Annotated in this window: 19 protein-coding genes; 2 read left to right on the plus strand and 17 right to left on the minus strand. The window is 68.3% G+C overall.

The genetic code is table 11. From position 1 onward, the window contains the following. Window positions 1–478: 478 nt before the first annotated feature. From NOCYR_RS08965 to NOCYR_RS09010, 11 genes are all read right to left on the minus strand, one after another. Window positions 479–1,786 carry an AAA domain-containing protein gene (locus NOCYR_RS08965; protein ID WP_014350038.1) on the minus strand — a complete coding sequence of 436 codons (1,308 nt, stop codon included), beginning with the start codon at window positions 1,784–1,786 and terminating at the stop codon, window positions 479–481. A gap of 129 nt (window positions 1,787–1,915) precedes the next feature. After that, entirely contained in the window at window positions 1,916–3,442 is a 1,527-nt protein-coding gene (locus tag NOCYR_RS08970; protein WP_014350039.1) for a hypothetical protein, read from the minus strand. Then, a complete protein-coding gene (locus NOCYR_RS08975) occupies window positions 3,439–4,524 on the minus strand; it encodes a hypothetical protein (RefSeq protein ID WP_014350040.1) in 1,086 nt (361 codons plus the stop codon). The genes NOCYR_RS08970 and NOCYR_RS08975 overlap by 4 nt, the downstream gene beginning before the upstream one ends. Continuing rightward, window positions 4,521–5,303, minus strand: a complete 783-nt coding sequence (locus tag NOCYR_RS08980) for a hypothetical protein (RefSeq protein ID WP_014350041.1) — start codon at window positions 5,301–5,303, stop codon at window positions 4,521–4,523. Before NOCYR_RS08980 ends, NOCYR_RS08975 begins: the two co-directional genes overlap by 4 nt. 136 nt (window positions 5,304–5,439) lie before the next feature. After that, complete coding sequence (locus tag NOCYR_RS08985) at window positions 5,440–6,849, minus strand: wax ester/triacylglycerol synthase family O-acyltransferase (RefSeq protein WP_014350042.1); 1,410 nt, start codon at window positions 6,847–6,849, stop codon at window positions 5,440–5,442. Continuing rightward, a complete protein-coding gene (locus NOCYR_RS08990) occupies window positions 6,849–7,787 on the minus strand; it encodes an alpha/beta hydrolase (protein WP_014350043.1) in 939 nt (312 codons plus the stop codon). The genes NOCYR_RS08985 and NOCYR_RS08990 overlap by 1 nt, the downstream gene beginning before the upstream one ends. Before the next feature lie 332 nt (window positions 7,788–8,119). Next, window positions 8,120–8,242 carry a hypothetical protein gene (locus NOCYR_RS30745; protein WP_014350045.1) on the minus strand — a complete coding sequence of 41 codons (123 nt, stop codon included), beginning with the start codon at window positions 8,240–8,242 and terminating at the stop codon, window positions 8,120–8,122. Between the two features lie 228 nt (window positions 8,243–8,470). Next, window positions 8,471–9,649 (minus strand): ABC transporter permease, encoded by a 1,179-nt coding sequence (locus NOCYR_RS08995; RefSeq protein ID WP_014350046.1) that lies wholly within the window; start codon window positions 9,647–9,649, stop codon window positions 8,471–8,473. After that, window positions 9,646–10,524, minus strand: coding sequence for an ABC transporter ATP-binding protein (locus NOCYR_RS09000; RefSeq protein WP_014350047.1), 879 nt, complete (start codon window positions 10,522–10,524; stop codon window positions 9,646–9,648). The genes NOCYR_RS08995 and NOCYR_RS09000 overlap by 4 nt, the downstream gene beginning before the upstream one ends. Window positions 10,525–10,689: 165 nt before the next feature. After that, window positions 10,690–12,750, minus strand: coding sequence for an NB-ARC domain-containing protein (locus tag NOCYR_RS09005; RefSeq protein WP_014350048.1), 2,061 nt, complete (start codon window positions 12,748–12,750; stop codon window positions 10,690–10,692). Between the two features lie 85 nt (window positions 12,751–12,835). After that, on the minus strand, window positions 12,836–14,083 hold the full coding sequence (locus NOCYR_RS09010; RefSeq protein WP_014350049.1) for a hypothetical protein: 1,248 nt from the start codon (window positions 14,081–14,083) through the stop codon (window positions 12,836–12,838). A gap of 760 nt (window positions 14,084–14,843) precedes the next feature. Between NOCYR_RS09010 and NOCYR_RS09020 the strand changes: the two genes are divergently transcribed. Continuing rightward, window positions 14,844–15,320, plus strand: a complete 477-nt coding sequence (locus NOCYR_RS09020) for a hypothetical protein (protein ID WP_014350050.1) — start codon at window positions 14,844–14,846, stop codon at window positions 15,318–15,320. Between the two features lie 33 nt (window positions 15,321–15,353). Here NOCYR_RS09020 and NOCYR_RS09025 read toward each other — a convergent pair whose 3' ends face one another. The 6 genes from NOCYR_RS09025 to sucB form a co-directional block, all read right to left on the minus strand. After that, the gene (locus NOCYR_RS09025) at window positions 15,354–16,346 is read right to left on the minus strand and encodes an SMP-30/gluconolactonase/LRE family protein (protein WP_014350051.1); all 993 of its coding nucleotides are present in this window, start codon (window positions 16,344–16,346) and stop codon (window positions 15,354–15,356) included. 254 nt (window positions 16,347–16,600) lie between these two features. Next, window positions 16,601–17,617, minus strand: coding sequence for a lipoyl synthase (gene lipA / locus NOCYR_RS09030; protein ID WP_014350052.1), 1,017 nt, complete (start codon window positions 17,615–17,617; stop codon window positions 16,601–16,603). Further along, complete coding sequence (gene lipB / locus NOCYR_RS09035) at window positions 17,614–18,378, minus strand: lipoyl(octanoyl) transferase LipB (protein WP_048834028.1); 765 nt, start codon at window positions 18,376–18,378, stop codon at window positions 17,614–17,616. The genes lipA and lipB overlap by 4 nt, the downstream gene beginning before the upstream one ends. A gap of 10 nt (window positions 18,379–18,388) precedes the next feature. Beyond that, window positions 18,389–18,973: a GNAT family N-acetyltransferase gene (locus NOCYR_RS09040; protein ID WP_014350054.1), complete on the minus strand. Its 585-nt coding sequence runs from the start codon at window positions 18,971–18,973 to the stop codon at window positions 18,389–18,391. Next, window positions 18,970–19,872 carry a TIGR01777 family oxidoreductase gene (locus NOCYR_RS09045; RefSeq protein ID WP_014350055.1) on the minus strand — a complete coding sequence of 301 codons (903 nt, stop codon included), beginning with the start codon at window positions 19,870–19,872 and terminating at the stop codon, window positions 18,970–18,972. Before NOCYR_RS09045 ends, NOCYR_RS09040 begins: the two co-directional genes overlap by 4 nt. 15 nt (window positions 19,873–19,887) lie before the next feature. Then, window positions 19,888–21,687 carry a 2-oxoglutarate dehydrogenase, E2 component, dihydrolipoamide succinyltransferase gene (gene sucB, locus NOCYR_RS09050; protein WP_014350056.1) on the minus strand — a complete coding sequence of 600 codons (1,800 nt, stop codon included), beginning with the start codon at window positions 21,685–21,687 and terminating at the stop codon, window positions 19,888–19,890. A 296-nt stretch (window positions 21,688–21,983) separates the two neighbouring features. Between sucB and NOCYR_RS09055 the strand changes: the two genes are divergently transcribed. Next, complete coding sequence (locus NOCYR_RS09055; RefSeq protein ID WP_014350057.1) at window positions 21,984–22,337, plus strand: hypothetical protein; 354 nt, start codon at window positions 21,984–21,986, stop codon at window positions 22,335–22,337. Window positions 22,338–22,381 lie beyond the last annotated feature (44 nt).

The raw sequence follows: 22,381 nt of genomic DNA on the forward strand, positions 1-22,381 counted from the left end.
GAAGCTGCTAGGAAAAGCACTGCCGTAGCCGAGAGAAGGAGTCCTGCGACAGCGGCCGCAGACCCTTCTGGAGGTCGGTGTTCTGGATTCCGAACTTGATGCCGCGCTGGTTGTTCGGGAATTGATCCGGAATTGGCGTCGCGAGCTCTGCGACGACTTTAATGGGTATGACGTAGCTGTAGAGCTCGGGTTCTGGCCAGGGCACATTCCGGGCAGGTCGTGCTGGGCCTGTAACGGTGGTCATTGCGATCAAGCCGGCTCCAGGGCGCTGTCCGCCGCCACGCCAAACGAACACGATGTCATCCTGGTGTACCTGGAGAGCGCTACGTTGCGCCGAAGCGCTGGAACGAACACCGATCAAACCTGTGTCCTTACAGATTGGCCAGTTGGCAGAATCGCTATAGCTGAGACTGAATACGAAGGCGGCCAAAGTCTCTCTCCTGGTTGTCAGAATCTGTTGAGGTTTGAAGTCATCTTGTCAGCCGTGGTGCGCGGCTGGAACCCGGTGCTCGGCAAGGTGACTCAACACCGACTGGTTCGCCTCCCACCCGTCCGGGAACTTCACCGGCACACCGAGATGCACCGGCTCCGCTGACGGGTGCGCATCCAGTAGCTCGGGGATTCCGGCGCGCCCGACCACGATGCAGGCGTGGCGGTGGCGGGAGGTGAGGACACACAGTCGGCCCGCTTCCAGGTGGAAGGCGCTGGCGTCGCGGCGGCCGGAGAGGGGGTGGAGGACGATGGTGATGTCGTATTCGCGGCCTTGGAGGCGGTTAGCGGTGTCGACGGTGATCGGTTCGGCGGGGGTGCCGCGCAATGCGGCTCGGACGGCGTCGGCCTGGTCGCGGTGAGCTGTGCCGATGGCTACGCGCTCGGTGGTGACCGGGTGGGTGCCTTGTTCGGAATGCGCTGTCGCGCCTCGCTCGAGGAGGCGGCAGGCCAAGGCGGCGATGGCGGATACCGCTTCGCGGTCGGTGCGCAGCGTGTGGCGGGCCGGTAGCTCGTACCAGGCCCAGCCGGTTTCGGCGGCCATGTCCAATGCTTCGTCCAACGGGCTGCGGAGGCCGCGGGTCGCGTAGTCGAGGCGGCGTTGGCCGGGGTCGGTGCCGGCGCGGAACGGAGTGAAGGGGTAGAAGGCTGCCGAGACCACGGAGGCGGCGGAGGTGGGAAGGCGCCAGGACACCGGAAGGCGATGCGGTTCGGGAAGGTCCGGGTTGTTGGCGAGCATGACGCTGACAGCGCTCATGGTGGGATCCCAGGACAGGCCGGCCCAGCGGTCGACGTCGACCGTGGCGAAGGGGTCGAGTTGGCCGGGGTCGCCCACGAATAGTGCGCGGTCGAAGCGGTTGGCGATGCGTAGCAGCATGTCGGAGCGCATCTGGTAGGCCTCGTCGACGATGGCCCAGGACCAGGTGCCGTCGTCGACGGTGGCCCATTTGGCGGCGGTGCCGATGACGATGGCGCGGTCGGTGAGGTCGGTGTGCTTCTGGGCGATGCGGACGTTGGGGCGTTGGACGCGTTCGGATTCGGTGTAGTTGGCGGCGGAGAGGCGGCCGATGCGCAGGGCCGGGTCGGCGGTGGCGAGGCGGTCGATGAGGTCGTCGACCTGCTCGTTGGTTTGGGCGACGATCATCTTTTGGGCGTCGTCTTCGGCGAGTTGGCGGGCGGCGCGGACGACGAGGGTGGATTTGCCCGCGCCGGGCGGGGAATCGACGACGAGGGCGCGGTGAGGTGGGTCGCGCAGGTCGTCGAGGATGTTGGTGACTACCTGGTCAGGGGTGGTCATGCTAGGGCCTCCGACGGTGAGCTGCGGGCGACGACGATCCGCGCCGGGGAATCGGAGAGCCGACACCGAACAATGGCGTCACTGGGCAGTGCTTGTTGCCGGCGGCGAGCGGCAACGCGGCGAACCACCTCATGACCACTCCTCGGCGGGCTCGTCGGCAATCGGCACGTACTCTGGCGGCGGCCCACCGTGTGTCCACGGAGTTTCTTCGCGCGCAGGCAGTTTGGCCGGTGCGTTGAAGCTCGCGGGAGAGAAGCGGGCGAAACTCACGACTTCGCCGACTTCGGGGACGGAACCGGGTGGTGCGGTGAGGGCTCGGCCCATGCCGCCTTCGAGTTCGAGTACGAAGCTGTCGTCCTCGATGGCGACGACCTTGCCCTTCTGTTTCACCCGGTCGACGCTGAACACTGTTTCGTCAAGGGAAGCGCGGAAGGGGTCGTCGGTTCGGACCCGGATGTGCGGGCGCAGTTTGCGGCGGGAACCGCTGGTGTCGATGCGGTCTGGCTCGCTGTCGACCACCTCGCCACGGAAGGCTTCGCCGTCGAGGCGGCGTTCGATCATGACGCGCGGGTCGTCGAAGGCCCGTTCGGCTTCGAAGACGTCGAGGGCGCGTTCGCGGTCGAGCAGGCGGCGCACGGCCGGGACGGCGGAATCGCGGCGGGCCTGCGGGAACCCTTCGGGGATGTCGGCGGTGAAGCGGGAGAAGGCGGAGCGGTCGTTGAGCCAGCGACGGGCGACGCTCCCGCCTTCTGGTAGCGCGCGGAGTAGGTCGATGCCCTGCCACATGAGCTGCCAGGTGGGTTCGAGTTGGGCCCGCAGCGCACTTTCGAGCCGGTGCACGGCAACGGTTTTCGCTTCGTCACCAGCGGCCTTGTCGTAGGCGGCGATGAGTGGGGCCAGTTCCTCGTTGTCGAAGCCGGGGTCGGTGGCGGGACCCGCGGGAGGGCACCGCAGCGGGTCCTCGGCGCGGGCGGCGGCCTGTGGGCCGGTGAGGCCGTCGGGTGGGGCGATCCAGCCGAGCAGGGCGGCGAGATTGGCGTCTTCGAGTGCGGACTGGCCGGTGGCCCAATGCATGGCGAGCACGGTCGTCAGGGGCAGTAGGGTGCTGGAACCGGGATGTTCGGCGCGGTCGGCGAACCAGGTGAGCCAGCGGCCCAGCAGCGGCACCGATTCGGGCACGGCGTTGGGGCCCTCGATGGGCTGGAAACGGACGGCGCGGCCGAGTAGGCGGAGGAATTCGACGCCGCCGGTGTTGGGTACGAGCAGCTGCGGGGCGTCGTTGTAGCGCTTCCATTCCTGGGGCGCGTCCTCATCAGCCTGCTGTTCGGTTCCACCGCGGGACTTGATCGGCACCAATTCGAACGAGTCGGATTCGTCGGCGAACGACGAGATATACGGCAGCACACGGTCGGCGAGCTGCGCGATGAAACGCAGGCGCAGCACGCGGTCGCGAGGCTGCGGAACAATGAGGAATTCGACGTCATCAGGTGCGGTGCCGGTGAGCACGGCCAGCGGTGCGGCAGCCTCCCCGGCCAGCCGCAACGGAACCATGACCAGTGGACGGTCGGACAGGTGGACGTGGCGGACATCGGCGATGGGCTGGGCCCGTCCCGCCTGCGCGGCCTCGATTCGGGCGAGGGCAGTGAGCACACTCATCCGGCGATCTCCAGCCGCAGGCGGTGCGCGACACGCAGCTTCTCGGCGATATCCGCGTGCTCCGGCCCCGGTGTGAGGGTTCCGTCGGCCAGGCCGAGAACCGTGTCCATCTGATCGATGCCGCCGACGTCATCGCAGACGCCACGGCCGAGCACATCGACCGAGCCTCCCACCCGCGCCTCGGCGCGGCACGCGAAAGCCAGATCGCAGGTCGACATGCATTCGGGCGCGTAGCGGGCCGGAATGGCGGACAGGGTGCTCTCGAGGCGCTCACCGGGCTCGAACGTGGCATCCGGGGGCAGCGTGTCGGTGAGGGCGGTGATGGCGGTGAGCCGGGAGAGCTGGCGGGAGATGACCGCGAGCTGTTTGCGCAGATCCACCTTCTCGGCGGTGGGACGGTTGCTGAAGTCCTTGGTGCACACCAGGATCGCGGTGTCGGCAACCAGACTTGGTGACTCCCCGATGGCCGTCATCAGCTCGCGCAGTGCCAGCACGTAGACCGCGGACTGCCGGGCCGCGGAGGCGACCTGGACGGGATCGGCGCGGCCGTCCACGACAGGGAAGGACTTGATCTCCACGACGTGGAACTGGCCCTCGATCTGCAGCGCCACCACGTCGGGTTCGAGGTAGGCGGGGACGCCGGCGATGTCCAGGCGCAGCATCGGATGGTCGAACAACGTGCCCGTCCCGGACCGGATGGCGTCGGCGAGCAGCTGACGAGTGCGCTGGTAGCGGACCGCGTTGCCGGCGTTGTCGCCGACGGTCGCGAGATCGTGGTAGGCCACCTCGGGCAGAGTGAGATCGAGCTTGTCCCGCAGCAGGGCGAGCAGTTCAGCGCAACCGTTGGCTTTGACCATCGCCTCGAAGGCATTACCGCGGGTGATGGCGAACTGCGACTGACCGAACTGCGGTGGATGGCCGAGGGCCTGCGCGATTGCGGCCTTGTCGACTGCGGCGGCGTCGAGCAGCGCGCGGCGTGCGCAGCCGGGATTCGCCGTCAGCGCCGCGATGGTGCGGGCATTGTGCCTGGTCGTCGGCGCGGTACCGCGCAGTTGGTCGAGCTTCGCTGTGAGAGTGGTCATCCGGCCTCGCTTCGACGGGCGGCGACGCCGAGCCGCGCACCGAAGAGCTGCGCGGCCGGGTCGTCGAGCTGACGGGCCGCGCGCTCGGCGGCCGCGGCACGATGACGGGTGTCTTCGTCGACGTGAACCGCCAGTTCGCCGCGGGCCGCCTCGATGACGGCTGCGGGGTCGAGGCGGCCCGGGGCACCGCTGATTCCCGGAATCGACGTGGAGATCTGCCAGAGCACCCGCTGTCCCGACGGCTCGGTGTGCTGCTGCGCGGCAACGTGTTCGGCAAGCCGGATCGCCGCGGTGAGCAGATCGACGCGCGGGCTGAGCGGCCCGACCATGCGCTTGGCCAGCGGCCAGGTGCTCACCGCGAGCAGCCCTCGTGCGGGGGCCAGCAGGTCGGTGGTCAGGGCCGAGCAGATGTAGTACGGGCGGGAGTATGGCGCGGCGCGGAAGGAGCGTTCCTCATCGCGGCGCAGGCTGGTCAACCGCGCGGGCACCAGCTCGCCGGAGAAGAACCCGGTGTGCACGGCCAACACGAGCTTCGGCGCGGCCGGTACCGACAGCAGGGTGAGTGCGCGGTGTACGTGTTCGCGCACGGGGACGGTGGAGCCGACGGGTTGCGCCTCTTGCGTGGCGCCGAGAACGACGGCATCCCAGGAATCCTCGGCTCGCCGCAGCTCGGCGCGCAATTGTCGGGCGGTGGCGCGATCGCCGGTGGCCGCCGCGCGCCGGACTTCGGCTCGCAACGCCGCGATCTGTGCCTCCAGCTGTTCTGCTGACGGGGTCACGGATGCACTGTATCCAGTGGTTCCAGTAAATGCCAGTATTTGCCAGTATTTGTGCGTGTTGAGGGTGAGGGCCGTTCTCGCGGCAGCATGGTCGATATGTCGGCGGTTCTCGCCTGGTTGTTTCGTGCGAGATGGTTTATCGCCGGTTGGCGGCGAACGATGCGAAGGGAGCGCGGAACGAGTCCAGCAGGTGTGCGGCGTACTCATCTGAATCGGGCATCATCGTCGCGTCTGTGCTGAAGGAGATGACGATCTCGTCGCCCTGTGAGGTGATCAGGTGGCGAAGACCGTCGCCGTCCATCGTCGGGAGCACGCCGAAGATTCGGGCGACGGGCCGGCCGCAGAATTCGAGGGCGGTGGCGACAGGGGGGACGTTGCTGATGGTGGTGTTGACCAGTGGGACGGTTTCGGCTGCTTCGAAGCTGCGCTGGGCGCGGGCCCAGCCGGCTAGGCGGAGGAGCCAGGAGGGGGAGGTTTCTACTCGGGATTCGGTGCGGAGGGTTGACGGGTCGGAGTTGCGGTGTTTCTCCGCGGTGGCGGATTTGCGGATTGCTTGGAGGCGTTCGAGGGGGTCGGGGATGTTGGTGTGGAGGTCGACGTACATCTGGACCAGTTGGTTGGCCGACGTCCAGGTGGTGAGGGGGCGCATGGACATGGGGACCATGGCGGCTAGGGAACCAGCAGGGGATTCACCCTTTTCGGCCAGGTAGGTGGATAAGGCGCCGGAGATCGTGGCCAGCATCAGGTCGTTGACGGTGATGCGGGTGGGACTGTTGGCTTTGGTTTTCAGGACTTCGGCTAGGGGGATGGTGACCAGGTCGAAGGTGAGGGGGTGGTGAGTGGGGCGGTTGAAGCGGGTGGCGGGGCGGTGGGGGAGAGGTTGTTCTATGAAGTGGGTGGGGGTTTCGGCGGCGGAGCGGGTGCGGTGGAGGCCGGTGGCGAAGCGGAGGGTGCCGAGGGTGAGGGCGTCGGCGGTGTTGAGGACGGTGGTGGGGGTCGGCCAGCGGGGGTCTAGTTGGGCGGGTGGTGGGAGGGGCACGTTGCCGAAAAGTTTGAGTTCGAGTTCTCGGGTGGCTACGCCGTCGCCGACGCTGTGGTGGAACTTCAGGACTACGACGGTGGTTTCGCCGGGGAGGCCGGGGACCTCGCGGACTCGGTCCATGACGTGGATTTCCCACGGGGGACGGGAGAGATCCATTCGGGTGGAGGTTATTTCGGCGATGTCGCGGCGGACGTCGGACCACGTGCCCGGTGTGGTGAGCGTGACGTGGTCGCGGAGGTCGACGATGGGGTCGGGAACCCAATAGGGGAGGTCGACATCGAGGGGGAGGCGCTGTAGCCGGCGGTGGAAGAGTTTGGCGTGGCCCAGGCGGGCCTGGACCCAATCGAGCACCTGATCCGTAGTCAGAGGGTCGGTGTCGGACGCGTCGAAGGCGTAGACGGCGACGATGTTCGACAGGTGGCGGTCGGTTTCGTCGTAGACGAAGACGGCGTCGCGGGGATGTAGGCGTTCGGCGGTGACGCGCAGTGGGGCAACGGGATTCATCAGGCGCCGATCGATTGGGCGATCATCGGCCAGGAGTCGTGCAGGTCGTCCTGCCAGTAGCCCCAGGAGTGGGTGCCCATGGGGCGGATGTTGTAGGTGATGTTGGTGCGGCCGAGTTCGGCGGTGCGTTGGGCCAGGCGGGTGGTGCAGAAGTTGGTGGCTGCCTCGATGGTGCCGCCGACGAGGGTTTGGTTGAGGAGTTTGCGGGTGTCGTTGTCGAGGCGGGCGTTGGCGAGGGTGTCGTGGATGCCGGGGAAGCCGCTGCCGCTGGAGATGTACATGGGGATGTTCGGCAGGCGGTGGGCTTGCAGGTAGGGGTCGTGTTCGCGCCACTGGTCGCTGTCGAAGGGGCCCCACATGTTTTCGGCTTCGCCGCCACCCATGTCGATGACGGTCTTGACGAACGCCTGGCCGATGGGGTCGCTGGTCATCGCGCAGCCGCTGTAGGCCGCGGCGCTGCGGTAGAGGGCGGGGGCCTGGATGGCGAGGTCGAGGACCGAGGTGCCGGCCATGGAGATGCCGGCGAGGGCGTTGACGCCGGTGGTGCCGAAGGTCGAATCGATCACCGGCGGAAGCTCTTTGGTGAGGAAGGTGGCCCACATGTTGCGGCCGTTGTTGTCCAGGGTTTCGGCCAGGCCCTCGTCGGGCGCGAGCCAGTCGGTGTAGTAGCTGAACGCGCCTTCCATCGGGATGACAACGTTGACGTGCTTGTCGGCGAAGAACTCGACGGCGTCGGTCTGGCCGAACCAGTTGGCCGCGTCCTCGCCGCCGCCGGCGCCGTTCAGTAGGTACAGGGTCGGCGCGGGCGTCTGAGTATCGCTGGGGCGCAGCACCTTCAAGGCGATCGAGCGTTGCATTGATGGCGAATAGACCTCGAGCTCCACCAGCTGGCCGACGGCGGATCGACTGACCACCGCGCTGGGTTCGGCGGACGCCATTGCCCCGCCAACCGCGACGGGCGTCGCCGCCAACGCGAAAGCGCATGCGGCCGAAGTGATTCCGCGCAACCTGCCAAGATTCATCATCAACTACCGATCACATAAAGATCGGGGGCACCCGCGTATGCGGGCGCCCCCGGACCGTTGCCTGGGAATTACTTGCCGGGGGCAGGTGTGCCGCCGCTCAGGGTGATCAGCGCGTTCACGATATTGGTGCCGTGCTCGCCGAGGCTCGCGGTGCCCATGCCCAGAATGTCGATGAGCGATCCCATGGTGTTCTCCTAGCGTTCGTGCGGGTCGAGCCCGGCTGGGCTCGGGGGAATATCCGGATGTCAGGCGATGAAGGTCTTGAGGCCCTCGAGCGAGCCGAGGAAGACGTCGAGCAGGCCGTCGCCGGCCACGGCCGAGCCGAGGGCGGGGATCAAGGCGCCGAGCAGGTCGCTGAGCGAACCCATAGCGAATCTCCTTCTATGAGACTTGGTGCGAAATCCTCACGGCGGTTGGAACCCGGACCGAGAGGTAGGTCACGTAAGGGTCTCTACTGTGACGTGGGCAACATAGCAAGCGACCGTTTGTGTTGACAAGGGGTTGTTTCACACTTTGTCGGGTCATGGGATGTAATGGCAGCTCAACCAGCGGAAACGCAGGTCACGCCCCTGGAATTAGGGGCGGTGGTAGGGAGTTCAGTCCTCGACGGCGAGAGCCTGGCGGAAAGTCAGGCGGCGCTGGGTCTGCATCAGGGAGCGTCGGTAGACCTTCTCGGCGACGAGCACGATCCCGTAGGTGGCCGCCGACATCAGGGCCAATGCGATGATCGGCTCCCACCAGGCGGCGGTTCCCTCGGCGAGCCGGGCGGGCATCGCGACGATCGACACGATCGGAACATAGGACGCCACGACACGCGCTGTACCAGACAGGAAAATTCCAGCAAACAACACGATCATGACGAACATGGTCATCGGAGTGGCCGTGGACTGGAGATCCTCGCTGCGGGTGGCCAGCGATCCGGCGACGGCCCACAGCCCGGCCAGCGCCAGGAATCCGACGACGAAGAAGACGATGAACCAGCCCGCCGCCCCCGCGATCTGCGCGACCTGACCGCCGCGTCCGGTTGCGGCCAGCCCGAGCAGACCGGCGACGATGAACAGCGTGAGCTGGGCGAAGGCCAGCACGGTATTGCCGGCGACCTTGCCGATCAGCAACTGGCGCACCGGGATCGCGCTGGCGAGGATCTCGACGATGCGGTTCTGCTTCTCCTCCACCACGCTCTGCGCGATGGACATGCCGAACAGGATCGACGACAGATAGAACAGGAACGCGAACACGATCGCGACGATGGTGGCCAGGCCGGTGTCGACGGCCGCTTCATCGAGCAGGTCATAGCTGACGGCGCTGCCGCGGGCGAGCTGTTCGAGGGTGACGCCGGCGGCGGTGGCGTTGTGCTCCAACGCGATCTGCTGGGCGGCGGCGGTGACGTAGGTGTCGACCTTGTCGTTTTCGGAGGTGTCGCCGAGCAAGCGCCATCCGTCGGGCGCGACGAGCAGGCCGGCGTCGACCGTGCCGTCGCGGACTTGCTGTTCGAGAGCGGCTTCGTCGGCCACGCGGTGCGCGGTGAAGTCGACATCGGCGTCGGCATGGTCGGCGAGCACGTTGGCGGTGCTGATCACCTGGCCGGCGGCGGGGTCGGTGATCGCCACATCGATCTTGTCGGTGCGGCTGGTCAGAAACCCGCTGACGGCCAGCGACGCGATGATCGCCACAATGGTGATGACGGTGGAAATCAGGAAGTTCCGGTCGCGCAGTTTCACCGCGATCTCGCGCTGGGCGACGATCAGCCAGGCGCGTCGGGGAGCGGTACTCATGCTGTCACCTCGCGGAAGATCTCGGCTATGGACGGTCGGACCTCGCCCAATTCGTGCACCGAGCCACGGATGAGCGCTTCGGTGAGCAGCGCGTCGGTGGTGATGCCGTCCAGCTCGAGCAGGACCGCCGAACCGTTGCTGTCGACCACGCGCACGCCGGTGAATTCCCGCAGCCACTCGGTGTCGCCGGCCATGCGCAGGCGATGGCGGACCGGGCCGGTGGAACGCAGCTGCTCGGCGGAACCGTCGGCGACGACGTGGCCCTTCGCGAGAATCACCAGGTGGTCGCACAGCCGCTCGACCAGATCGAGTTGGTGCGAGGAGAACAGCACCGGCACGCCGCGTGCGGCGTACTGTCCCAGCAGGTCGGCCATGGCGTCGACGGCCACCGGGTCCAGACCGGAGAACGGTTCGTCGAGGATCAGGGCGGTGGGGTGCGCGATGAGGGCTGCCGCGATCTGGACGCGCTGCTGGTTGCCGAGAGACAGCGATTCGAGTTTGTCGGTGCCGCGGTCCTGGAGGGAGAACCGTTCCAGCAGGTCAGAGGCTTGGTGTTTGGCTTCGGCGGCGGACAGGCCGCGCAGCCGAGCCAGGTAGACGAGCTGGTCGCGGACCGGCTGTTTGGGGTAGAGGCCGCGTTCTTCCGGCATGTAGCCGAACGAGCGGCGGTCGTCGGCGGTGACCGGGCGGCTGTTCCAGGTGATCGCGCCGCCATGTGCGGCGAGGACGCCCATGATCATGCGCATCGTGGTGGTTTTGCCCGCGCCGTTGGCGCCGACGAAGCCGGTCATCGTTCCCGGGGCGACGGTGAAGGAGACGTCGTCGACGGCGGTGTTGTCGCCGAATCTGCGCACCAGGTGTGCGACTTCCAGCATTGGGATCCCCACTTCGTCGTCCGGTGATGGTGTGAGCCGAGAACGCCGACATCCACCGTACTGTCTGGTTTTGTTTTCGCCATGGAGCTATGAGTCCGTGGGCGGGAAGGAGGTGGGGCCGACCGAGATGTGGGTCGCCCGGAGTTCCGTCCATCGGTGCGGAGCTCAACCGGATAGTTGGTCACGGAGTGCGGCGACGTCATTCGCGCGGTTGTCGCCTAACTCCTGGTACAGGGTATGAGCGAGATCGAGGTTGGTCAGCGCATCCGCCTGCCGGTGCGCGGCGGCCAGCGCCCTGGCGCGCCAGAATTCCGCGCCCGCCTGTTCGCGGGTCGCGCGTTCCTGCCCGAAGTGGGTGGCTGCCGTGGCGAACTCGGCTTCGGCGCCGGCGGCATCGCCCTGAGCGAGGAGAGCGCGACCGAGGACCAAGCGGGCCTTGGCCACGTTGTCGGTCTCGTTGTGCTGCCGGACGAAGTAGTCGAGTGCCGGGCAGATGTCGTCGACCATGCCGTCCCACTGGCCGACGTCGGCGCGGGCGCGGTTGCGTTGCAGCCGGAGCAGGGCGAAGACGCGCTCCTTGTCCGCGGGGCTGATGGCCTCGTCGGAGGCGGCGACGGTGACGTCCCAGGACCGTTGGTAGAAGTGTTCGGCGCGGTCGTAATCACCGGCGCGTGCTGCGGTTTTGCCCAGCCACTCGAGAGCACTCTGCTCGCCGATGGCGTGCGGCAGTCGCTGGGCGTAGTTGAGTGATTCGTCGAACTTCTGTTCCGCCGCGGTGAGTTCGCCGGTAGCCAAGTGCGCTGCACCGAGCTGGGAAGCGAGCTGCACGATGCCGACGTGGGCCTCGCCCCGCACCCGTGCGTCCGCATCGTCGGCCGCAGCGTGGGCCGAGGCCAGGCCGAGAACGTGGGTGTCGATCCACGTGTCGTGGAACCCGTAGAGGTGCTGGTACTTCCACATCACGACACACAATTGCCAGCACTGCTCGTACAGATCCGCACCATGCGCGGCGCGAATGGCGGCGATGAGGTTCGGATACTCTGCGTCGAACCAGGCCAGGCCCTCCGCGCGGCTCGGCGTGGGGATCTCGGCACCGTAGTACCGCATCGCTCGGTCGAGAACCGGCGTGACGAACCAGCGATTGGACAGCGCCAGACCGCGTGGTATCGCCTCGCGCAGTACCTGGTCGATCCAGCGCTCGAGCACCGCCGCGCGATCGGACGGCGAATCGGTCGTCTCGGCCCGCAGTTGCGCATCGCCGCGCAGCAGCGGATGGAACGCGTATCGGCCGGTACCGGACTTGGTGAGCAGGTGGAACGAGGCAAGCCGGGTGAGGGCCAGGGCCGCCCGAGTTTTTCCGATATCCAACGCCGCCGCTACGGTCGCTGCGTCGAAATCGGTGGCGGGGAGGACGCCGAGCAGTCGGTAAGCCGTGGCGAGTTCGGCGTCGAGGCTCTGATAGGTGCTGTCGAGGAATCGGGCGATGCGCTTTTCGTCGCCGATATCGAGAATCGAGAGGCCGGCGTCGCGCAGCTCGGCCAGGAGCGCATCGGCCGAGCTGGGGTCGCTGCGCACCTGGGCGGCGAGCAGTTTGATCGCCAGCGGGAGCCCACCGCACATCGCGACCAGCTCCACGGTCACGGCGGCATCGATCACCTCTGCCGCATCGCCTAGATCGTGCCGGAACAGTTCGGCTGCCGATTCCGCACTCAGCAGCTCCGGCTGGAACGGCGCGAAACCTTGCTCGGCTTCCAGCTCGAGCTGCGCGAACGGCGAGGTGGTGATGAGGACCGCGCCGGGTGCATCGCCGGGGAGCAGGAGCCTCGCCTGCGCTGTGCTGTCCATGTCATCGAGCACGATGACGAACTGCTTGTTGCGTGCGATCGCGTGGTACTGGTCGAGCTTCCCGCCATCGGAAACCGCTTGGTCTGCATCGGAAACGCCGAGTTTGCGCAGCACCCGGTTCAGCAATTCGCCTGATGCGACGGGGGTGCCGTCGGGTTCACGGCCACGCAACCAGATGAAGGTATGACCGAGGAGGTCGCGCTTGTCCTTGCCGAATCGGGCGACAGAGCTGGATACGCCGAGCCCCTCGAGCCCGAAGACGTGCAGGTAGGCCGGTCGGCCTTGCCTGCGGAAGGACTCGACACTGTCGGCCATGGCATTCAGGAGATCTTCGCGGTCGAAGAAGGGATCGGCCCACGGCGGTACCCAATTGCTACTCACAACGGCCTCCCCTGCTGTCGATCATCCCCACCCGGCGACTCTATCGGACGCCGCGCCGACCGGTAGTGCGAACGACCCGGTCGGCTCAGATCACCTTGAGGCGGAACGTTACTCGGTGTTGCCCGAGCCGGGCGACACCACCGTTGCCGTCGATATCGACCTGACGGCCGACATGGTGTGCGGCCGCGGCGAGCCCCGCCGGCCACATCGGAACAGCTACCGGCTCAGACACTTCGAGTTCGAATCTGCCGTGGCGTCGGTGCAGAATCATCAGCCGTTCGGGCTGGACGATGGTGACGACCATGATGGCGGCCGGATAGGCGCGCAGGATCTCGGCGTCGGTGGCGGCGTAATCGGCGCTCTGGACGAGGATGTCGGCGTTGGCGCGCAGATCCCTCCGGGAATGCGTGATCTCGACGGCGGCGTAGGTTTCGGTGGTGCGGTGGCCGCGCCGAGGTCGCGCAGCGACATCGCCCGGCCACATCTGTATGTGAAGGTCCACGCCGTCGGGGCGGCAGAAAATCCGGCATGAGCGGACGGGTTCTCGATCGGCATCCAGCCCGGCGACCGGATACGGCGGAACCGGTGCGGCGAAAGCTGGTTCCGCGAGGCCGATCAGCCGGTAGAAGACGGAGCGGAGTAGATCAGCGCATTGTCCAGGCCTCGAACTCACCCGTTGTGCGATCTGCTCGGAGAGGTCGGAGTCGTGTCGCGACCGAGCCTCGCCCAACTGTTCGGGCAGTGCTCGCCTGCGGTCCAGGCGGGGCGCGAACCGGCCGACCAGTTCTGCTGCTGACCCCGGCGCTACCTCACTTTCGGGGAAAGCGGCGAGCAGCGTCGGAATCGACAGGGCGGCAGCGTAACCGGTGACGGCGCCGTGATCGCCGATCACCACATCGGAGGCGATGAGCGTGGTCTGCCAGCCGTGGAGGGGTGGGATGAGGCGGAGTCCGGCGCGGCGGGCGCCGGCCAGCCAGCGGCGTAGCTGCCAGGGGCCGTGGGCGAACCAGACATTGGGATGGATGATCGCGGTGACGATGTGGTCTTGGAGGGTGAGTTCGGCGAGGGTGGCGTCGATGAGCTCGGGGTTACGGCCGAGCAGCGAGTTCGGGCCCCAGGTGGAGGTGAGGGTGACGACCGTGGTGTGCGAGTCGGCGCCGAGCGCGCGGCGATACTGTTGCCGCAGTGGGAGACTGGCGGTGAGGCGGTCGAGGCAGGGGTCGCCGGCGACCACGGCGTTCGGCACGGCTTCCGGGGTGGTGCGCGACAGCGCGGTGAGGTCGCTGTCGTGGGGGAGGATGACCGCCGCGGGGACGGTGCCCTCCCGGTACAACCAGCGGCGGCCGAGACCGTAAACGTCGTCGCTCGTCGCTCGTCGCTCGTCGCTCGTCGCTCGTCGCTCGTCGCTCGTCGCTCGTCGCTCGTCGCTCGTCGCTCGTCGCTCGTCGCTCGTCGCTCGTCGCTCGTCGCTCGTCGCTCGTCGCTCGTCGCTCGTCGCTCGTCGCTCGTCGCTCGTCGCTCGTCGCTCGTCGCTCGTCGCGATGCCGGACGATCTTAGAGAAGCCGATGCCGTGGGACAAGACTGCGAGAGGGGCTGATATGCGGTGTAATTCGCCGCTGTGGTGGACGGCGATGGCGGCGTCGAAGGTGCCGGTGAGGGCTTGCGACCAGGGGATGACGAGGGCGCCGTCGTCGGCGAGTTGACGTTCGACGTCGCCGGTGACGTCGGAGACGGCCGGGAAGGTGAACACGAGCTGGACGCGGCGGTCGGAGTCGAAGACCGTGAGGATATCGGCCAGGCGGTTCCAGGCGGTCATGGTGTGGACGACGACGAGGACCGTGCGCGAGGACTGGATGGTGATCCAATGCGGATGTCTCGGCCCCGCGGGGTCGAAGCGGTCCGCCGAACGCGACACGGTTGTTCTCCTCAGATCTGCACGAGCGCGACCACCGTAACCTGGCGTCGTCGGCGGCTGTTCCGCAGGTCGGCGGGGGCGTGCGTGGCGGAAGGCGCTGACCGGCGGCGCGGTGGTACGCCGATCGGGTGGTGCTGCGCGTGGCGGGACGCCAGCCATCGGTGGTAGATGTCGCACATGACCAGCCAACTGTGGTTGACGGCGGCGGTGGCGATCGCCGGGAATCTGACGCTCGTCGCCAACGTCATCCTGACCGGCCGCAACGCCACCGAGCTCGCCCACCGCAACCAGGCGATCGCGCTCCAGGCGGCACGGACCGGGAAACTCGAGGACGCCTGCCACCAGTTCCTCGTCGCCGCTCGGCAGGTGCGTTCGCCGGTGGAAGGGGTTCGCGGCGAGGAGAAGGATTCGGCGTTGTCGGAACTGCGGTCGGCCGTCGCGCGAATCGAGTTGTATGGGTCCGCGCAGGCACATGAGAAGGCGGTGGCGGCGTTGACGGCGCTGGAAAAGCTCGCGGCCGCGCGGTCCAGCGGGTCGTGGTCGGATTCGCTGGCTGCTGCCGAAGCGGATAGCGATACGGCGATGGAGGATGCCCGGGCTGCGTTGGCCGTGGAGATCGGCGGACAGGGCGAGGTGGAAGTTCGCCGCGCCTGACAGCGACCACCCGGCGCCGGCCGCGAATCCGCGTCAGGAGGAAGCGCCGGCGCCGGTCACTGCGGCCTGGAGCGTGCGTGCCGTGCGGTTACGGTGCCGCTGTGCGGGCGTTGGGTCGAAGCCGCCGGGGACCTCGTAGATCACGCCGGTGAACGTCGCGGCGAAGAGGCGGCCTGCGGAGAAGCCCTGGGTGCCGCGACCGTAGGTGACGACGCTGGTGAGGGGGTTGCCGGTGCTGAGGATGCAGTACTGGTTCGGCGCGTCGACGCGGATGACCTGGCCTGCGGTGTTCAGCGGGACGACGGGGCGGTCGGCCGAGTCCAGGGTCAAGCCGTCGGGTGCGGAGAGGGCGTCGGGGCCGGTGAGGTCGAGCACGGATTGGGGCGCTGCGGGGTTGGCGACGGGGATGCGGCTGACGCCGGGGTTGACGAAAGTGCGGGCCACGTAGAGGAATTCGTCGTTGCGGTCCAGGACGGCGCCGTTCGCGCTGGGGAAGCGGGCCCAATCGGCTTGCACGGTGCGATTCGGGTGGACCTTGCCGATCAGCGCAGCGAAGTCGTTGGTGGCGTAGACGCTGCCGTCGCGGGCGGTGGCCATGCCGTTGGCGGCGCTGAGGCCGGAGGCGAAGGGCGTGAGTGCGCCGGTGTTCGGGTCCATTTCGACGATGCCGGCGTGGCGCAGCGCATCGCCCACGACGACGCGGGCATCGGCGCCGTAGCCGACCAACAGCGTCCCGCGTGGGGTCCAGGCCAGCGCGCCCCCGCCGCCGCTGGGCACCGTGGCGATCGGGACGGCCGGTGCGCCGGGTGCGTCGATCCGGTAGACGCGGCCGGTGGTCAGATCCGTGGTGAAGGCTCGGCCGCGGTCGTCGACGGTCAAACCTTCCAGTGCGCCGCCGACGGTGGCCGCGACCGAGGTTGGTTGCCCGGCGCCGGGACAGATCGGTGCCGCCTGCGCTGTCCCGGTCGCGAGGGTGGAGAACATCGCGGCCGAGACGATTGCCATACCCGCTGCGAGTGTCTTCATGCGGGTTATCCCATCACAGGAACTCCGCGCCGACCGTCGTTTCGGAGCACGTGGCCGACGCCGCGTGCCGGGTTGTGGCTCTTACCTCGTATGTCGCCAACGCGAGGCTCGGTCGCGCTGGACCGGGCGAGCCCGCAGTAGTGGACACAGACACGGCGCACCTGCCGCCCGACGACGACCCGCGCCCCCGCCTGCGCCGGATACGCTGACCGAATCGCGGCGGCAGGAGATCGCCGCGCCGGGCAGTCCGCCCATCAGCTCCCGAACCGCGCCAGCACCGAACTGGCTTCCTGCGAAGCCGTCCCTTCCTCCGCGAGATGCGCCATCGCAGGGGCGATTTCCCGCCCATGATGCGCCATCGCCTGCGCGTACAGCCGGCCCGCGCGGTACGACGAGCGCACCAGCGGCCCCGCCATCACTCCGGCGAATCCGATCTCCTCGGCCACCTTCGAATGCTCCACGAACTCTTCCGGCTTCACCCAGCGATCGACCGGATGGTGGCGGGGGGACGGGCGCAGGTATTGGGTGATGGTGAGGATGTCGCAGCCGGCCTCGTGCAGGTCGCGCATGGCCTGGGTGACTTCTTCGGGGGTTTCGCCCATGCCGAGGATGAGGTTGGACTTGGTGACCAAGCCGGCCTCGCGGGCGGCGGTGAGCACTTCCAGGGAACGCTCGTAGCGGAAGGCCGGGCGGATGCGCTTGAACACCCGCGGCACGGTTTCCAGGTTGTGGGCCAGCACCTCGGGGCGCGAGGAGAAGACCTCGGCGAGCTGGTCGGGCTTGGCGTTGAAATCGGGGATCAGCAGTTCGACGCCGGTGTTGGGGTTCAACGCCTTGATGGCGCGCACGGTTTCGGCGTAGAGCCAGGCGCCGCCGTCGTCGAGGTCGTCGCGGGCGACGCCGGTGATGGTGGAGTAGCGCAGACCCATGGCCTGCACGCTCTCGGCCACACGGCGGGGCTCGTCGCGGTCGAGCGCGGCCGGCTTGCCGGTGTCGATCTGGCAGAAATCGCAGCGGCGGGTGCACTGTTCACCACCGATGAGGAAGGTGGCTTCGCGGTCTTCCCAGCATTCGAAGATGTTGGGACAGCCGGCTTCCTCGCAGACGGTGTGCAGGCCTTCGCGTTTCACCAGGCCCTTGAGCTCGGAGTATTCGGGGCCCATGGTGGCGCGGGTGCGGATCCATTTGGGCTTGCGCTCGATCGGGGTCTCCGCGTTGCGCGCCTCGATGCGCAGCAGCTTTCGGCCTGCCGGTGCTTGTGCTGAGGTCACGAGTTCGACCTTACGCCGGTGGGATCGGCGGCCGTGCCTGCCGTGTCCCCGGGTGTGAGATGTTCGATATCGTGCGCCTTAACGGGAATTTCTCCGTTCAACGCGGCAACAATCGCCTCGGCGACCAGCGGGCGCACCTCGTCGACGGTGACGTCGCGGCCGAGCTCACGCGAGAGCGTGGTGACGCCGGCGTCGCGGATTCCGCACGGGATGATCGCGCTGAAGCCTTCCATGCCGGAATTGCAGTTGAGCGAGATGCCGTGCAGGGCGACGCCGCGCTGCACACGCACGCCGATGGCGGCGATCTTGCGTTCGGCGAGCGGGCCCGCGGCCGGCAGCCAGACGCCGGAGCGGCCCTCGACCCGGCCGCATCTGACGCCGAGTCCGGTGCACACGGTGATCAGTGCTTCCTCGAGCCGGCGCACGTAATCGACGACGTCGACGGGTTCGGCGAGCCGGATGATCGGATAGCCGACCAGCTGACCGGGCCCGTGCCAGGTGATCTTGCCGCCGCGGTCCACCTCGACCACCGGGCTGCCGTCGATGGGCAGGTCCTCGGCCTCGGTGCGGCGGCCCGCGGTGAACACCGACGGATGTTCCAGCAGCAGCAGGTGATCGGCGCCGAGACCCTCGGCGCGCTGGGCGGCGATCTCGCGTTGGCGATCCCAGGCCCGGTGATAGTCGATGAGTCCCAGATCCTCGACGACGACGGGTGTGGTGTCGAAGCGAGCCGATCGGGTGACGGAGCGCGTGTGGTTCACGATCACGACGTTACGCCAGTCGTTGCGGGCCGGATGCGGGCCCGTCACCGGCGGCGGGCCACGACGCGGGATCGCCGAGCCCGATGGTCAGTTGCATGAGGGTGAGGTCGAGCCAGCGGCCGAATTTGATGCCGACCTGCGGCAGCACGCCGACCGTCCGGAAGCCGAAACGCTCGTGCAGCGCGATCGACCCGGTGTTGCCTGCTTCGATGGCCGCGACCATGACGTGCACGTCACCGGCCGCACGCGCCCGCGCGATCAGCTCGGTGAGCAGGGCCGAGGCGATGCCGCGCCGATGGAACCGGTCGGCGACGTAGACCGAATTCTCCACGGTGTGCCGGTATCCGGACTTCGGCCGCCAGGTGCCGTAGCTGGCGTATCCGGCGAGTTCGCCGTCGACCTCGGCGATCAGCACTGGACGTCCGGCGCCGGTGCGTTCGCGCAGCCAGGCCCGCCGATCGTCGAGGCCGACCAGCTCCTCGTCCCAGATGGCGGTGGTCTCGGCGATGGCGCGGTTGTGGATGTCGAGAATCGCCAGCAGGTCACCGTCGGTGGCGTCCCGGATGACGGAGGTGCTGCGGGTTTCCAGCGTCATCGGTGGTTCCCGCCCACTGCCGCCGCGAGCGCCGCGCCGATGGTGGGGTGCTGGAACTGGTAGCCCGCCGCCTCCAGGACGGTCGGGATCGCGCGTGGGCCGTGCAGGATTCCCTCCTGCGCGAACTCGCCCAGAACCGCGCGCAGCGCGAACGCAGGCACCACCATCGGCGTGGGCCGGTGCACCGCGCGGCCGAAGGCCCGATTGAACTCGGCATTGGTGACCGGCGCCGGACCGACGACGTTGACCGGCCCGGCGATCGCGTCGTTGCCGAGCGCGAACAGGATCGCGCCGATCTCGTCGTCGAGCGAGATCCACGGCGTGTACTGGCGGCCGTTGCCGAGCCGCCCACCCAGCCCGAGCTGGTACAGCGGTTTCAACATGCCGAGCATGCCGCCGTTGCGGGCCAGCACCACCGCGCTGCGCAGCAGCACGGTGCGGGTGCCCGCGGCGCTGGCGGGCAGCGTCGCGGCCTCCCAGTCCCGGCACAGGGTGGCCAGGAAGCCGGTGCCCGGCGGCGTGGATTCCTCCACCACGCGGTTGCCGGTGTCGCCGCCGTAGATGTGCACGCCGCTGGCATTGACCAGCACCGGCACCCCGGCGGCGACGACGGCACCGGCCAGCACGTCGGTCGGGGTGATCCGGCTGTCGCGCAGCTCCTGTTTGAAGCTGCCGGTCCAGCGGCGGCTGCCGATGCTCGCCCCGCACAGGTTCACCACGGCATCGGCACCGCGCAACGCCTGCTCGTCCAGATCGGCGCGGGCGGGATCCCACACGTACTCGTCGGCCGCGGCCGCCGGACGGCGCACCAAGCGGACGACCTGGTGCCCGTCGCGGCGCAGTGCCGCGACGAGCGCCGTACCGATCAACCCGGACGAGCCGGCGATCACGACCTTCATCCGTGAATGTCCCGGTTACAGGCCGAGGTCAGCCTCGAACGCCGCCTCTTCGAGCCGATGCCGGATCGTGGTGAGGAAACGACCCGCGTCGGCGCCGTCGATCAGGCGGTGATCGTAGGTCAGCGGCAGGTAGCACATCGACCGCACACCGATCGACTCGTTGCCGGTCTCGTCGGTGACCACGACCGGACGCTTGACGATCGCACCCGTACCGAGCATGGCCGCCTGCGGCGGAACCAGGATCGGGGTGTCGAACAGCGCGCCCTGGCTGCCGATATTGGTGATGGTGAAGGTGCCACCGGCCAGCTCGTCGGGCTTGAGGCCACCGTTGCGGGCGCGATCGGCGATATCGGCGATGGCGCGCGCGAGCCCGGCCAGCGACAGGTCGCTGGCGTTGTGGATCACCGGGGACAGCAGGCCCTGCTCGGTGTCCACGGCGATGCCCAGGTGCACCGCGGCGTGGTAGGTGATCTCCTTGGTGCCCTCGTCGTAGCTGGCGTTGACGTTGGGGTGCACACCCAGCGCCTCGACCACGGCCTTGGCGAAGAACGGCAGGAACGTCAGGTTGACGCCCTCGCGCTCCTTGAACGCGGCCTTGGCCTGTGCCCGCAGGGCCGCGATCTTGGTGACGTCGGCCTCGTGGACCTGGGTCAGCTGCGCGGTGGTCTGCAGCGATTCCCGCGTCTTGGTCGCGGTGATCTGGCGGATGCGGTTGGCCTTCTGGGTGGTGCCACGCAGATGCGCCAGTTCCGGCTTGGCGGCGGCGGGCGCCTTCGCGGCCGGAGCGGCCTTGGCGGGCGCGGCGGCGGCCGGAGCCGGGGCCTTCTTCGCCTCGGCGGCGGCCAGCACATCCTGCTTGCGGATGCGGCCACCGACACCGGAACCGGTGAGGGTGGACAGGTCGACGCCGTTCTCCTCGGCCAGCTTGCGCACCAGCGGGGTGACGTACGGCGTCGCGCCGTTCGCGGCGGGCGCGGGAGCGGCCGGAGCGGGAGCCTGCGCCGCGGGAGCCGGGGCGGGCTTGGGGGCCGGCTTGGGCTCCGGAGCCCGAGCCGGAGCCGGAGCAGGCGCGGGGGCCGGGGCGGCAGCAGCCGGAGCGGGCTCCGGCTTGGGCTCGGGCTTCGGTTCGGGAGCCGGGGCCGGAGCGGGCGCAGGCGCCGGAGCGGCGGCGGGCGACCCACTGCCGATGATGCCGAGCTGACCGCCGACAGAGACGGTGTCGTCTTCCTGCGCGGTGATCTCCAGCAGCGTGCCCGCGACCGGGGACGGGATCTCGGTGTCGACCTTGTCGGTGGAGACCTCGAGCAGCGGCTCGTCGACGGCGACCTCGTCACCGACGGCCTTGAGCCAGCGGGTGACGGTGCCCTCGGTGACGGATTCGCCCAGCTCCGGCATGTTCACCGGGGTGCCGGAAGCGCCGTCGCCGGAAGCCTGCGCGGCCGGTGCCGGTTCGGCCGGGGCCTGCTCGGCGGGAGCCTGTTCGGCCGGCGCCGGGGCCTGCGCGGCGGGCTCGGGTTCGGGGGCCGGTTCCGGGGCCGCGGCGGGTTCGGGGGACTCGGCGGGCGCGGCGTCCTCGCCGGCCTCGCTGATGATGCCGAGCTCGCCACCGACCTCGACCACGTCGTCTTCCTGGGCGACGATCTTCGACAGCACACCCGCCGTGGGGGACGGGATCTCGGTGTCGACCTTATCGGTGGAGACTTCGAGCAGCGGCTCGTCGACCTCGACCGTGTCTCCTTCCTGCTTCAGCCACCTGGTCACCGTTCCCTCGGTGACGCTCTCACCAAGAGCGGGCATCTGGACGGAGAAGGCCATGTCCGTTGACTCCTCTGACTGCTCGACGGGTCTACAACAGTTCGTACCCCGCTGGTAGCTCGCCGCGGGTCGTGGCGAATTACCGGCCACCGATCATTGTGCGTGACACAGGCATTGTGTGCCGCGCTCTTGGTTCGGCGCGTGGCTGCGGGGGTCCGTGTGGTTCTTGTACCGGGAACCATCCTTGCACTTATGGGCGCACGACGTCGCAGAGGGCGTCCCTCAGCCGGGAACTGGCAATATGGACTTACCGGTAACTACCACGGTTCCGGTGCGGGACTAGGAGGTCAGCGCGCGTGGGTTTGCTCGATCGTTTCCGCCGCGGTGCGCGCAAGCAGGTGAAAGCTACTCGCGGGTACGGAAATGACGCCCGCTATCTGGCCGACTGGGTACGCACCCACACCGGCGTCGAGGGCTTCATCGAACCGAAGACGACGCTGACGGATGTGACCGTGGTGCTGGTGGCCGCCGACGGGGAATGGACACGCCGGGCCATCGGCGAGCGCGGCTCCCAGAATCTCGCACGCGACCTGGGCATTCCGGTCTACGACGTGCACAAGACCGGATATCCGCAGCGCATGCGCGATTACGACGCGCGGCGCCGGATCGAACGTCAGCGCCAGATCGAACGCGATCTCGAGGATCTGTAGCGGTACCGGCGCGGCGTCCGCGTCTGGGACGCCGCATCCGGCCG

The organism is Nocardia cyriacigeorgica GUH-2 (assembly GCF_000284035.1).
Classification (GTDB): Bacteria; Actinomycetota; Actinomycetes; order Mycobacteriales; family Mycobacteriaceae; genus Nocardia; species Nocardia cyriacigeorgica_B.